This is a genomic window from Streptococcus timonensis (genome assembly GCF_900095845.1).
GTDB classification, from domain to species: domain Bacteria; phylum Bacillota; class Bacilli; order Lactobacillales; family Streptococcaceae; genus Streptococcus; species Streptococcus timonensis.
The window spans coordinates 53,664-68,288 of record NZ_FMIX01000003.1 but is presented as its reverse complement, the minus strand read 5'-3'; the positions used below and the strand labels follow the sequence as shown (position 1 = coordinate 68,288).

7 protein-coding genes are annotated in these 14,625 nt (G+C 41.0%); 1 reads left to right on the top strand and 6 read right to left on the bottom strand.

Translation table 11 applies throughout. The features are described from left to right. Positions 1–120: 120 nt before the first annotated feature. The 3 genes from BQ2679_RS11020 to hisS form a co-directional block, all read right to left on the bottom strand. Complete coding sequence (locus BQ2679_RS11020; protein WP_075565418.1) at positions 121–2,457, bottom strand: collagen binding domain-containing protein; 2,337 nt, start codon at positions 2,455–2,457, stop codon at positions 121–123. Positions 2,458–2,619: 162 nt separating this feature from the next. Then, positions 2,620–9,135 carry a G5 domain-containing protein gene (locus BQ2679_RS01360; RefSeq protein ID WP_075565416.1) on the bottom strand — a complete coding sequence of 2,172 codons (6,516 nt, stop codon included), beginning with the start codon at positions 9,133–9,135 and terminating at the stop codon, positions 2,620–2,622. Between the two features lie 275 nt (positions 9,136–9,410). Next, complete coding sequence (hisS, locus tag BQ2679_RS01355; protein WP_075565414.1) at positions 9,411–10,688, bottom strand: histidine--tRNA ligase; 1,278 nt, start codon at positions 10,686–10,688, stop codon at positions 9,411–9,413. Positions 10,689–10,883: 195 nt separating this feature from the next. Between hisS and BQ2679_RS01350 the strand changes: the two genes are divergently transcribed. Beyond that, positions 10,884–11,456 carry an MptD family putative ECF transporter S component gene (locus BQ2679_RS01350; protein WP_075565412.1) on the top strand — a complete coding sequence of 191 codons (573 nt, stop codon included), beginning with the start codon at positions 10,884–10,886 and terminating at the stop codon, positions 11,454–11,456. Positions 11,457–11,477: 21 nt separating this feature from the next. Here BQ2679_RS01350 and BQ2679_RS01345 read toward each other — a convergent pair whose 3' ends face one another. The 3 genes from BQ2679_RS01345 to BQ2679_RS01335 are packed head-to-tail and all read right to left on the bottom strand — an operon-like array spanning position 11,478 to position 14,599. Further along, positions 11,478–12,170, bottom strand: coding sequence for a methionine ABC transporter permease (locus tag BQ2679_RS01345; protein WP_075565409.1), 693 nt, complete (start codon positions 12,168–12,170; stop codon positions 11,478–11,480). 1 nt (position 12,171) lies between these two features. Then, a complete protein-coding gene (locus tag BQ2679_RS01340; protein ID WP_075565407.1) occupies positions 12,172–13,233 on the bottom strand; it encodes a methionine ABC transporter ATP-binding protein in 1,062 nt (353 codons plus the stop codon). Next, positions 13,226–14,599, bottom strand: a complete 1,374-nt coding sequence (locus BQ2679_RS01335; RefSeq protein ID WP_075565403.1) for a M20 family metallopeptidase — start codon at positions 14,597–14,599, stop codon at positions 13,226–13,228. Before BQ2679_RS01335 ends, BQ2679_RS01340 begins: the two co-directional genes overlap by 8 nt. Positions 14,600–14,625 lie beyond the last annotated feature (26 nt).

Sequence of the window (14,625 nt, the reverse complement as noted above, 5' to 3'; positions counted from 1 at the left end):
TCGTGATAGATTGTTTTCTTCCTTGAAAGGGGAAAGATCGGTATCTATCTACTCCATCATTTTAACATTTAAAAAAGGAGAGAGCAATGCTCTCTCCTCTCTAAAGTAATTTATCTAATATTATTTAGTAAATTTACGTTTCATAACAACAGTTCCTGACATGATTACCACACCTGCCAATACAAGTACGGCACCAGTAGCTTCACCAGTAAATGGAAGAACTGATCCATTATCTGTTGTAGTTGTTGAACGAGAACCACTTGCATCTCCTCCTGGGTTACCTGGAGTTGTTGTAGGACGTTCTGGTGTTGTAGGACGTTCTGGCGTTGTAGGACGTTCTGGTGTTGTAGGACGTTCTGGCGTTGTAGGACGTTCTGGTGTTGTAGGACGTTCTGGCGTTGTAGGACGTTCTGGCGTTGTAGGACGTTCTGGCGTTGTAGGACGTTCTGGCGTTGTAGGACGTTCTGGTGTTGTAGGACGTTCTGGTGTTGTTGTAGGTCCTTCAGTTGTTGGAGCTTCAGTTGTTGTTGGAGCCTCAGTTGTTGTAGTTGTTTCGCCTGAAGCATCTCCTTGGTTATTTGGAGCTTCAGTTGTTGTTGGAGCCTCAGTTGTTGTTGGAGCTTCAGTTGTTGTTGGGGCTTCAGTTGTTGTTGGAGCCTCAGTTGTTGTTGGAGCCTCAGTTGTTGTTGGGGCTTCAGTTGTAGATACTGTAGTTTCTTCAGTTGTAGATACTGTAGTTTCTTCAGTTGTAGATACTGTAGTTTCCTCAGTTGTAGATACTGTAGTTTCCTCAGTTGTAGATACTGTAGTTTCTTCAGTTGTAGATACTGTAGTTTCCTCAGTTGTAGATACTGTAGTTTCTTCAGTTGTAGATACTGTAGTTTCCTCAGTTGTAGATACTGTAGTTTCCTCAGTTGTAGATACTGTAGTTTCCTCAGTTGTAGATACTGTAGTTTCTTCAGTTGTAGATACTGTAGTTTCTTCAGTTGTAGATACTGTAGTTTCTTCAGTTGTTGTTGGAGCTTCAGTTGTCGTTGGAGCCTCAGTTGTTGTTGGAGCCTCAGTTGTTGTTGGAGCTTCAGTTGTTGTTGGAGCTTCAGTTGTCGTTGGAGCTTCAGTTGTTGTTGGGGCTTCAGTTGTTGTTGGGGCTTCAGTTGTTGTTGGAGCCTCAGTTGTTGTTGGAGCTTCAGTTGTTGGAGCTTCAGTTGTCGTTGGAGCCTCAGTTGTTGTTGGAGCCTCAGTTGTTGTTGGAGCTTCAGTTGTTGTTGGAGCCTCAGTTGTCGTTGGAGCTTCAGTTGTTGTTGGGGCTTCAGTTGTTGTTGGGGCTTCAGTTGTTGTTGGAGCCTCAGTTGTTGTTGGAGCTTCAGTTGTTGTTGGAGCTTCAGTTGTTGTTGGAGCTTCAGTTGTTGTTGTAGTGGTTGTAGTTGTTGTAGTGGTTGTAGTGGTTGTAGTGGTTGTAGTTTCACCTTCACCTTCACCAGACGCATTGTAGATTAGGGTTTTAGCTGGGTAGCTACGTTCGTTAGGGAAGTTTTCAGCTTTCCACTTGATGACGTTGTTAACTACATCACCTTTTTTCTTAGTTTCAGTCAACTCAGTAGTGTACTCCATGAACATTGGCCAGTTCCAGTTGTCACCAAAGTTGATCGTGAAACCAGTGATTTTACCATCAGAGTTTTTAGTGTATACAGCTTTCTTAGAGAAGTTGTCAGTTGGGCTAAGTTTTGTAAGTTGCTCTTCACTTTCGATAGCTTTAGGTTGAGTTGCGTAACGAACGGCACGAAGGCTTCCTTCTACCAATACTTGTCCGTCAGCAAGCTCATCTGTGATAACCATCTTGTTCAATTTATCTTGAGCAGCGTTCAAGATAACTTTCCACTTGATACGTTTAGGATTTTGTGGGTCTTGGTATCCATACTTGTACTCGTATTGACCGATCGCAGTAGAATCTGGCTCGTAAGTCAAGTTGTATGTTTCTTGACCATACTTGAATGTCTTTTTACCAGGATCAGTAACATTACCAGCATTTACAACGATATCGTATTTCAATGACATTCTCTTGTTTTGTGGGTTTTTAGAGAAATAGTCAGTGAATGTTACTGTTGTTTTACCAGTAGCTGGGTCTGCAACTGCATTACCAACGATGTCAGATCCATTTTTGATTGGGAATTCTGACTTAACAGGCCAGCTCAATTCTTTTGGCAAGTCAAGAACAAGTGTATCACCTGCATTGATTGCTTGAGAATCTGGGAAAGTAATGCTGTTTGTAGCCTCCATGGCTTGGCCTCTACCTACTTTTGTATCAGCAGTAATAGCTTTACCATTGAGGGTAATTGTAGTGTTGTTAGTATAGTTTGTTACTTCAGCACCAAAGACTGTCGTCAATGTTGTCAATGAAAGAACAAAGATACTTACAAGCGCCAAGATGCGTGTTACGCTCTTTTGTGAAATCTTCATCACATAAACTCCTTTAATTTAATCAGACATATCATAGCATTTTTTAAATCCTTTTACAAGCCCTTTAAAGGTTTTTTTAAGGTTTTTTTAAAAATTTTTGTTTATATGCTAGAATTGTTCTTATTTTTGTTTTTTATCGTCGTTTTTATACGAATTATGTTTTTAACGGTCGTCTTTTTTCTCTCGAATTCCGACCAAAGTTAGGATCATCATCAAGATACCAAGTAGGCTAATCCACCAGTTTGAATGCTCTCCAGTCTCTGGTAAGAGCTGGTCTTGGACAACTGGCGCTTCAGCCATTTGAGGTTCTTGAGCTGAAACTGCTAATGGCTTCATCTCCTCCTCCTGTTTAGGAGATGGAACTGTTGGGATGATTTCAGCTGGTGCTGATGGTTCTTGTTTTGGTTGTTCAACCAGTGTTCCGATTTCAACGATCTCTGCTTGTGGTTCTTCTAGGATTTCTGAGCGAATCAATTCTTTCTTGATCACAACTCCATCCTGCAGGGTCAAGCGGTAGATATTTTGTCGTTTCCCTGGTTTACCTTTTTGTAGAAGAACTTGTGTACCCTTAGCAAGTTTAGGATTTTCAACTATTTGTTTCTCAAAGTCAATTTCTTCTACTTGGATGTTTTCTTCTATAATAGGAGAGACTTGCTTGGTTCCTATCTCAGTAATCTCTGCTTGTGGTTTTTCTAGGATTTCTGAGCGAATCAATTCTTTCTTGATCACAACTCCATCCTGTAGGGTCAAGCGATACACATCTTGTCGTCTACCTACCTTACCTTCTTGTAAAACTCTCACAGTTCCTTGTGCCAGTTCTGCATTTTCAACTGTTTGTTTCTCAAAGGCTACTTCTTCTACTTGGATGAGTTCTTCTGTTGTAATCGTAGGAACTCGTTTTGTTCCAACTAAGATTACACGAGTCACTGCTTTTCTGATAACCGTGGTATCTACCAAGGTAGAAGAACGCTCTTCATCATTGAAGTAGTGTTTCTCAAATGTTCTGTGGATCAGTCCATCTTGACCTTCTTGGAATACTCTAGTTTCACCTTCTGGCAAGCTATCATCATTGCGATATTCTGTTTGATGAGTAACGACTTCATCCTCAGTTACTAAGACTGTACGCTCAACTCCAACACCCACTACAACAACTTGGTTGACTGGTTGAGTCGTGATAACAGTTCTTAGATACTCACGTTGAGTTTCTTTACCATTGACATAGGTTACTTGATAGTAGTCTGTTTGAGTTCCTTCTTGGCCTTCTACTTCGACCAGACGGTAGCTAGCAGGCTTAGTCTTGTCCTCGCGAACGATGATGCTGTAAGGAATCGCACTTGTTGTGCTGATTTCCTTAGTTTCAGTAACTTGAGAACCGATATGGATAATCTGTTCTAGAGCTGGACGCAACTCCTTGACGCTAATCAAATCTGTCTTGACCAAAACTCCATCTTTATAAGTTAGCTGATAAACTTTTTCTACTTGACCAGGACGACCTTCTTGAACAAGCTTACGTTCACCCTTCGGTAAGTTTTCATCAATGACAGTAACCGTTCTAAAGTTAGTCTCTTCGATTCGCTTCTCTTGCTTCACTTTAATATTTGGAACATGTTTTGTTCCTACTAAAATGATGGTTGGGACTGCTTCTCTGACAACCTTACTTTCAATTAGTTTTGAAGAACGTTCTTCGTCATTGAAGTATTGCTTCTCAATAGTCTTGTGGATAAGTCCTTCTTGACCTTCCTGAATGATCTTCGTTTCACCTTCTGGCAGAGTATCGTCGTTACGGAACTCAGTTGGACTTGTAATTCTCTCTTCTTGAATTTCGTAGATTGTACGCTCAACTCCAGAACCTTCAACTAGGACCTTATTGACAGGCTGAGCAGTAATCACCGTTCTTAGGTGCTCACGCTTAGTTTCCTTACCATTGACGTAAGTTACTTGATAGTAGTCTGTTTGAGTTCCTTCTTGACCCTCAACTTCAACAAGGCTGTAGCCAACTGGCTTGGTTCTATCCTTACGAATAATAACATTGTATGGAATTGGACTTGTTGCGCTGATTTCCTTAGTTTCAGTTACTTGCGTACCGATATGGATGATCTCATCTTGAACTTTTTGAACTTCCTTGCTACTGATCAAGTCTGTCTTAATCAAGACTCCGTCTTTGTAGGTTAGTTGGTAAACTTTTTCAATGAGACCAGTTTTTCCTACTTGAACTACCTTAGTTTCACCTTTTGGTAGGTCTGGATCTTCGATTTTTTGAGTCTTATAAGCAATCTTCTCAGTTTGAGTATCCTGCTCTACCTTGATAGTTGGTACATGTTTTGTTCCTACTAAGATGATCGTTGGAGTTGCTTCTTTAATCAATTTGCTGTCTACTAATTTTGTAGAACGCAATTCGTCATTGAAGTATCGTTTTTCGATCGTCTTACGAAGGAGCCCATCTTCACCAACTTGAGAAATCTTAGTTTCACCCTCTGGAAGAGTGTCATCATTTCGATACTCAGTTGAGCTTGTAATCTTATCTTCTTGAATTTCAAAGAGGGCACGTTCTACTCCGGCACCTTCGACAATCACCTTGTCAACAGCCTCTTTAACGACTGTTGTCTTGAGATGTTCACGTTTTGTTTCTGTACCATTGATGTAGGTTACTTTATAGAGGTCTGACTTCTCACCGTCTTGACCTTCTACCTCAGTCACTCTATAACCGATTGGTTTAGTAATGTCTTTACGAACCTTAACGGTAAATGGAATTGGACTTGTCTCGCTTGCTTCTCTAATTTCTTTGACACGAGTTCCGACTTGGATGATTTCATCCACTGGATCTATAGTGATGTTAGATTCTACAAATGTACGAGAAGTTTCTTCACCGTTCACCTTGGTTACAGAGTAGCGATTTGTTTTCTGACCCTTCTTACCTGGCTGGATAACCTTCGTTGTTCCTGCAGGAAGTTGATCTGAAAACTCTTTGAGAGTATTGTAATCGATTGACTCTGTCTCATCTACAAGCTCAGTGGTTTCAACAATAGGTGTCGCATTCCCAACACGAATGACACGGTTGACAACATCTTTAATCTGGTGTTCAGAAATGATGGTACGACCAATCTCTTTACCATTTCTATAGCTTACCAAGAACGTACGGACAATTTGTCCTGGAGTACCTTCGACATCAACAACACTTTCTCCTGCTGGGAGTGTATTGTCAGAGACATAAACCGTCTTGAATGGAACATCAATCTGCTCATCCAATGTACGTTCTGTCATCTTAGAAGTACCGATTACTGTAATTTCGTCAACAGCTTTTGGATCTTCCACTTTCGAGATTTCCTTACGAGAAACTTCTACATCGTCCTCATAGGTCACTTCATAAGTTGTTGTGATGGTACCAGGAGATCCGACTTGAGTAATCTTGCTGTAGCCTTCTGGTTGGGTTTCATCTTTTTCGATAACCTTGTTGAAGTCTTTTTCTTCGACAACAACTACAGATCTGATTGATACAACCACACCTAGACCTTTAACAACGATTTTGTTCTTCTTCTCTTTGAGGGTATTTTCATTGACCAAGGTACGATCAACAAGTTCGTCATTGAGGTAGGTAAGTTTATATTGACTTTCAATACGACCTTTTTCACCCTCTTGACGGACTTCTTCGTAGCCTTTTGGTTTCGTGTAGTCGTATTCAACTACAGTTTCAAAGTCAACATCCTTAACCTCAGTAGTGTATTCAACTTTTTCTACTGCACTACCAACTGTGATAATGCGTTTGACTGGTTGATCAATCACTGTCTCAGACGTCAAAGTCTTACCAGCTTCCTTACCATTCAGTTTTCTGATTTGATAAGTTTTTTCAACAGAACCATTCTTACCAGCTTGATTTTCAAATTGATAAGTCTTTGGTTTTGTTGGGTCAGTTCTGATTTCTGTTTCGTATGCAACAGTTTCTTTCTCAGTAACAGTTTCAAATGTTTCTGTAGCTGTACCAATCAAGACGATTTCTCTCTTAGGCTCTTGAATTACTTCCTCAGATTCAATCTGACGACCTACAATTGTATTCCCGACCTTGGTAATTTTATAAACATTAACTTTCTTACCAGGTACACCTTTTTGTACAGTTTCTTTAAATCCGATAGGAAGTTCATCTGTCTCACGAGTTTCGATGATGTACTCTGTCGTTGTTGTTGTACGAAGTGTTTCAACCGTTTTATCACCAACGATATCTACTGGAGCTAGCGGCTTACCATCTAGAGTGTTACGTCCAAGGAAGACATTATTACTCTTGGCATTTAAGTTCACCCAATCACCATTGTATAGTCTAAAGAAACCATTCTTGTTTGGTGTGTCGGCGATGAATTTATTGTCTGTAGCTGTTACTTTAACAGTGTCGTTTAGACGGTTGATACCAAAGAAAGCTTGCATTATGTCTTTGATAACTCTACCGTCCGTTTTACGGGTAACATCATAACGTTGCCACGGCTCATTGTCTTTATACTTAAAGGTATTACTATTGACATCAATAGAAGCTGCGTTTGTGCTTTCAATAGCGACCGCATTCTTCCATCTTGATTTGATTTTCGATACAGTCAACTCATTGTTGTCAATATTGATGCTTCCTCTAGTCTTAGTAAATGGTACTTTTGTAACCTTGTTGACACGTTTTCCAGTAGTACGGTCAATAACACTTGCTACATAAGTTGTATCATCATTGATATAAATCGGTAACTGCTTGATGTCATCTACTTCAATCTTGTTTCTTGAAATAGTGATGTCACCTGAACCGCCACCTTCAACACCTCTAGATGCTTGAGCAGTATTGTTGTTGACAGAGATGATATAGTCTGTCGAATCACCAGTGATGGTGTTTCCTTCAATGTTTAGACTATAATCATTTGAACTTTCGTTATTTCTAAAGAGAATCCCAAAGGTTCCTAGTTGTCCATTTTCAAATGGTTTTGTCAAACCTTCAATGGTATTATTTGAAATAACGTAACGGCCTTTATCAAGAGGTTTAGTCCATTTATGGTTTTTCTCATTTGTCAGGATAGAGATGGCTGTGTAACCACGGTAACGAGCTGGATCATCATCATCGTTTTCCAACTTAGAGTTTGGATCTTGTGTTACCTTGTTGTTACGAATAATGACATCTGTCATAGGATTGGCACGGTTATAGACCTCGATACCATTCAAACGGTCTCCAAGCGAGACGTTGTTTTCAATGAGAATCTTATTCCCGTCGTGAATATCCAAACCTTTACGGTAGTTGTAGTTTGTATAGTTTCCAGTATAGGTAATACCATCATTATAAGATCCTGCCATTGAGGCTGCACCATATCCAGTACCACCATCCAACACATGCCCGTTGTATGACAAGATATTATTGTCAACAACAAAATTACGTTGGTAACCGAACATAACACCAGCAACACGGTTGTTATGAAGGAAAGAATTGGTTACCTTGTTACCGTCCATGATAGGAACATCTGGATCTCCGATAGACTTGACTTCATTTGAAACCTTCTCAGAGATACTGCTGTAACGGATTGGTCTACCGCTAGCATCATACTCTTGAGCCGTTGCCTTACTTGAACTAAAGAAGACACCAGCTCTGTTGAATTTCATAGCACGAACGTCATTGATCGTAACATTTGAAGAATCGTTTACGTAAATCCCGTTTGAACGTCCAAAGTAAGATTTCCCTTTACGGTAAAACTCATTATCCTTAGTGTAGTCTGATGAATCATAGGTATGTTCAACAGTCAAGCGACCTACAGTAAAGTCCTTCTGATTTTGAATGAGGATTGCAGACTCGTAACGGTTATCCGTCAAGTTTGTTTCAGGATCGTGCTCTCCATCTTGCTTTTTGTTAAACAAGATTTTTGTATTGTTACGACTTGGACCACTACCGATCAAACCTTTTACATTGGCATAGTTCTCATCGATAACCAAGGTTTTCTTCAAGAGGACATTCCCTGAAACCATTACGGCAGCTCCACCCTCAACCTCATTGGCTGCTTTCAGAGCTTTTTGAAGAGCATCACTTGCTTCAACCTTACCAGTTGTATCTAGTCCGAAGTCCGTAGCTTTTACATACTTACCGTATGTTGCATCTTCATATACTTTTGTATTGCTAGCTGCAGCTCTTCTACGACGAGCTCTAGGAGCTGCTGATTCATCTTTAGGAGCTTTCGGTTCCTCTTTAGGAGTCGTTACCCCCTCTTGAGGTGTCTCTAACAACTTTTTCAGTTCTTCTTCAGGTGTTGTTTCAGCTGCTGGTTTTTCTACCTTAGGTTGTTCTGCTTTTGGCTGTTCAGCTGTTGATTGCTCTTGGACAGGTTGTTCCGCTTTTGGTTGTTCTGCTGCTGGTTTTTCTTCAGCAACTTCCTTCTCAGCAGGAGACTTGTCTGCTTCCTTTTCTGCCACTTCCGTTGTAGAAGTAGAGTTTTCCGGCGTTAAAGCTGCAGGCTTTTCCTCATTAGCAACCGGCTCTTTCTTATCATTAGCAGTGGCTTCACTCTTTTGATTTGTGTTCTTATTTAATGAAGTTGCTTTTTCATCCTGATTTTGAACAACAGTGTTATTTGAGAAATCAGTTGTATCAGCTTTAACATGCACTTGACCTAATTGGAAAGTGGTTAAAATCCCAATTGTCAACAGTGAATATTTTGTTGATTTTCTAATGTTCATTTTCTTTTTCTCCAAACTCTCATTTAGCTATCATCTCTTTATAAGATTTGAATTATGCATAAATATCCTTAGCATCCTTGTTTTAGGGCGCAAAATATTTATTCTATACTATACAATAATACAGTGACAGGAGGTGAAAGTCAATAAATTTTAACCGAAATTTTTATTTATCCAACTAATATTTTACATAAGAAGTTAATTTCTAAAATTTGTGTCTTTTTGGTACTTTTTATTCAAAAAAGCTAGGAATTTTATCCTAGCTTTTTTGGGTTCTTTTAGACTAATTTTTCAAATACTTCTGAGAAATTTTTACTAATAGCTTCAAGCGAAACTTCTAGTTCTTCTCGAGTTTGGTTGTTCTTAACCTTGACTTGTCCACTTTCGACTTCGCTCTCTCCCAGAGTGATAAGAGTCTTAGCTCCAAAAACATCTGCTGACTTAAACTGAGCTTTAAGTTTACGATTGAGGTAATCACGCTCTGCTTTGAAGCCTTGCTGACGGAGAGCTTGTACCAACTCCAAGGCTTTGAGATTAGCTCCTTCACCAAGAACAGCAATATAGACGTCGAGGGCGTTTTCAATAGGAAGTGCCACCCCTTGTTTTTCAAGGACTAGAAGAAGACGCTCTACACCAAGTCCAAAACCAAATCCAGCAGTTTCAGGACCACCGAAGTAAGCAACCAAGCCATCGTAGCGACCACCTGCACAAACTGTCAAGTCATTGCCATCAATCTCTGTGATAAACTCAAAGATGGTGTGGTTGTAGTAGTCCAGACCACGTACCATATTGGTATCGATGATATAGTCTACTCCTAGATTCTCCAACATCTGACGAACAGCATCAAAGTGAGCTTGGCTTTCTGCATCCAGGTAATCCAAGATAGATGGTGCATTCTCCACTGCCACCTTGTCTTCTTTTTCCTTCGAATCCAAGACACGAAGAGGGTTTTCCTCCAAACGACGCTGGCTATCCTTAGACAAGCTATCTTTGAGCGGTGTTAAGTAGTCAATCAAGGCTTGACGATAGGCCGCACGACTTTCAGGATTTCCAAGAGTGTTGAGATGTAGTTTGACGCCTTGAATGCCGATTGCTTTCAAGAAGTGGGCTGCCATAGCGATAGTTTCCACATCCATAGCTGGATTGCTAGAGCCAAAGCACTCCACACCAATCTGGTGGAATTGGCGCAAACGACCTGCTTGTGGGCGCTCATAGCGGAACATTGGGCCCATGTAGTAGAACTTGCTTGGTTTTTGAACTTCTGGTGCGAAGAGTTTGTTTTCCACATAAGAACGAACGACTGGAGCAGTTCCTTCTGGGCGTAGCGTGATATGGCGATTGCCTTTGTCGTAAAAGTCATACATTTCCTTGGTTACGATATCGGTTGTGTCTCCAACAGAACGACTGATGACTTCGTAGTGCTCGAAAATAGGGGTACGTACTTCTGCGTAGTTGTAGCGTTTGAAGATTTCACGCGCAAAGCCTTCAACGTACTGCCACTTGGCTGACTCAGCAGGTAAAATATCCTGCGTTCCTTTTGGTTTTTGTAATTTCATAGGGAATCCTCTTTATAACTTAATAGTCCTATTTTACCATAAATGAAAGGATTGGGACAGTCGGAGGAGCAAAGAAATAACTTTGATCATACACGGTTTTCGTCGTTTTCACCCAAATTCCTTATTTCAACTAACATTTACAATCTGCCACAAGCATGATACAATGAAAACCATCAGATATACGAAGGAGAACTTATGAAAAAGAATATCTTGACAATCCTTGTTGCTGCCCTTGTCTACTTTATCTGTATCGGAGTGGGTGTTCTACTAGGGAACCTTGTCGACCACACTGGAAATATGTTTTACGCCCCTGCCTTTTCTGCTCTTGTGGGTGGTAGCGTCTATATGATCCTTTTAGCAAAGGTGCCTCGTTTTGGAGCGATTACTACGATTGGACTTGTAATTTCTCTATTTTTCCTCGGGAGCAAGCATGGAGCTGGAGCCTTTCTGCCAGGAATTATCTGCGGACTTATGGCAGATGGCATCGCTCACCTAGGACATTACAAGGATAAGGTTAAAAACCTTCTTTCCTTCCTAGTTTTTGCCTTTGGTACTACTGGTCCCATCCTACTCATGTGGTTGACCCCTCAAGCCTATATCGCAACTCTAGTCGCTCGTGGAAAATCTCAGGACTATATTGATCGCATTATGGTTGCACCGAATCTTGCTAATATCCTCCTCTTTATCACAAGTATTCTCATCGGCGCTTTACTTGGTGCCCTGATTGGACAAGCATTGAGCAAAAAATTAGCACATAAAACATCATAAAAAAAGAGCCATAAGGCTCTTTTATTTATGACTTAATTTCTTTGTCAAGAAATCTCCCAAGAATTGAATCGTAAAGATAATCAAAATAATGATGATTGTCGCAAGAATGGTCACATCGTGATTGTAGCGGTTAAATCCATAAGCAATCGCTACGTTACCGATACCACCTGCTCCTACTGCTCCCGCCATGGCTGTTTCACCGATAAGGGAAATCAGGGTTACAGTTGTCACACGAATCAAGTCTGGAAGTCCTTCTGATAGATAAACACCCACGATGTCCCAGAAAGTAGCTCCGCTGGCTTGTGCGGCCTCTATGACTCCGCTATCCAGCTCTGCCAGAACGACCTGCACCTGACGGGCAAAGAAGGCAAAGACTGCAAAAGAAAGAGGTACAAGCGCTGCATTTGGCCCAATACTTGTCTTCACAATCAAGTGAGAAAGGGGTGACAAGATAGCCAAAAGGATGATAAATGGAACTGCACGGAAAATAGAAGTAATCTTATCCAAAATCCAGAAAACAACTTTATTTTCCAAGACACCACCCGGAGCCGTCAAGACAAGGAAAAGTCCTGCAACTAATCCTAAAAATCCACCGATGATAAAGGAAAGAGCCGTCATATAAAGTGTCAAGTAGATTGCTGTCCCCCAGCCTGCCTGACCTGACCAGCCCATCTTATAGACATTTGGTAAGTATGTTTGAATCAACTCTGACATCTTACTGTCCTCCCTTCAATACTTTTAGTTGCACACCTGCTTGACGAATAGCTTCTTGTGCCCCCGCAAGAGCTTCTTTTTCTCCTGATAGGACAACTACTAATTCACCAACAGGGGTGCCGTCAAGAATCTCAATATTCCCGTAAAGGATATTGGCTGTGACTTGATAGTGTTTGTATAATTCATTCAAAAGCGGCTCATCTGTTGAAGCTCCTGCATACTTGAGTTGCACCAAGAGGCTATTCTCAGATAGGTGTTCCACAATTTCCTGCTGCTCGATTTTGTCCATGGCTTCATCAATTCCAGTAGCTGTTGAAATGAAGTCCTGGGTCAATGGTTGTTTAGGATCTGAGAAGATCTCAAGAACACTACCCTCTTCAATCAAACGTCCATCCTGCATCACTGCTACGCGGTTAGCAATATCTTTGACAATCTGCATTTCATGCGTGATTAAGACAATGGTCAAGCCTAATTTTTGGTTTAAATCTTTAAGCAAAGCTAAAATTTGCTTGGTTGTCTTAGGGTCTAGGGCAGAAGTTGACTCGTCTGAAATCAAGATTTTTGGATCATTGGCCAAAGCACGCGCAATAGCCACACGTTGTTTTTGTCCCCCAGATAGTTGAGACGGATAGTTTTCAGCACGGTCTGCTAGGCCAACTAATTCCAATAATTCAGCAACTTTGGCTTTCTTTTCATCCTTACTGAGTCCTGAGTGTTTAAGGGCAAAAGCCACGTTTTCCTCAGCTGTTTTTTGACTCATGAGATTAAAGTGTTGGAAAATCATCCCAATATCTTGACGTTTGCGACGTAACTCCCCAGCAGTCAAAGACACCTTGTCATCAAAAATAACATCATCATCAATGGTAATTCTACCTGCAGATGGTTTTTGTAATAGGTTAATAACACGAACCAGGGTTGACTTTCCTGCTCCAGAATATCCAACGATTCCGTAGATATCTCCTTCTTGGATGTGAATGGTCACATCCTTAACCGCTGTGACCGTTCTTTTCTTTTGATGAAAAGTCACATCGATTTGATCTAACTTGATAATATCTCTACTCATAGCTCCTAATCAGCTCCTCTACTAATTCAATATGGGTATAATAATCTGAGATTCGCACATTTTCATCTCCACCATGGTCTCGGCTATTGGCATTTCCCAAACCGAAAGCGACCATGGGGACTTCTAAGGCATCAAAGACTGTATGCATGGGACCTGTTCCAGCCGTTGTCGGCAAGACAGAAACTCCCTGTGGATAGAATTTCTTGGCCAACTCAATCACATTGAGAATGGCCGACGCACTCATATCGCTTCGATAACTCATCTCACCCAAGGTATAGTACAATTCTACCTTATCAAAACCGTTTTTGTCTAGTTGTTTTCGGATTTTATCCAAAACATCATGAGGTTCTAGCCCTGGAACCAAACGAACTTCTAACTTGGCACTAGCTTCTGCTGGCAAGATTGTTTTGACTCCTTGTCCTTGATATCCTGACTGGATCCCTTCGATATTGAGAGCTGGTTCAAAGAAGAAACGTTTTAGAAAGGCTGTGCGTTCCTCTTGTAACAGTGGTAATTCCAAGCCATAAATCTGGCTGATTTCCTCTGGATTGCGCTGGGCATAGGTTTCAACCAAGGCTAACTCACGTTCGTTCGGCTCCTGCACATCATCGTACAAGCCCTCAACTAAAATACGCCCATCTGCAGCTCGCAAACTGGTCAGGGCTTGAATGAGATACCATGGAGCAGACTCCACAATACCACCATAGCTGGAGTGGATATCCACGTCTGCACTCTTAACCTTGGCATCAAAGGTCACAATCCCCTTATTTCCGCCTGAGATTTCTAGCTGCTCTAAGGCATTTTTTGTCCCTTGTTCCCAGACCAATAAATCTGCACCACGAAGTTTGTCAGCATGCTTTTCTAGATATTTGTCCAAATCCATAGAGGCCGATTCCTCTGCCCCTTCCATGATGAAGCTGATATTGACTGGAAGATCATCGTGATGTTGCATGTATTTTCTCAGAGCGCTCAAGCGAGCAGTGATATGCCCCTTGTCATCATCAACTCCGCGCCCATACATAATCCCATCACGGACAGAGAGCGTAAAAGGATCCTCGGTCCAAACTTGATCACCATCTGCTGGTACTGTGTCATAGTGGTTGTAGAAAATGATAGTCTTGGCACTTGGTCGTGAACTTTTGAAATGTGCCATGACAAAAGGCGCTGTATAGCTTTCATCAATCTCAACCTCTGCACCTACACGCTTAAAAATCTCACCTAGATAACGGGCAACTTCTTTAAGACCAACTTGCTGAGCAAAAACTGATTTTTTAGAAATCAAAGTACGCAAAACTTCAAAATAATGTTGCGCTACATGATCCTTTTCAAATTTATCAATTTGTTCTTGTGGGCTAGAAAAAACCATTTTCTATCTACCTTTCTACTAGGGCT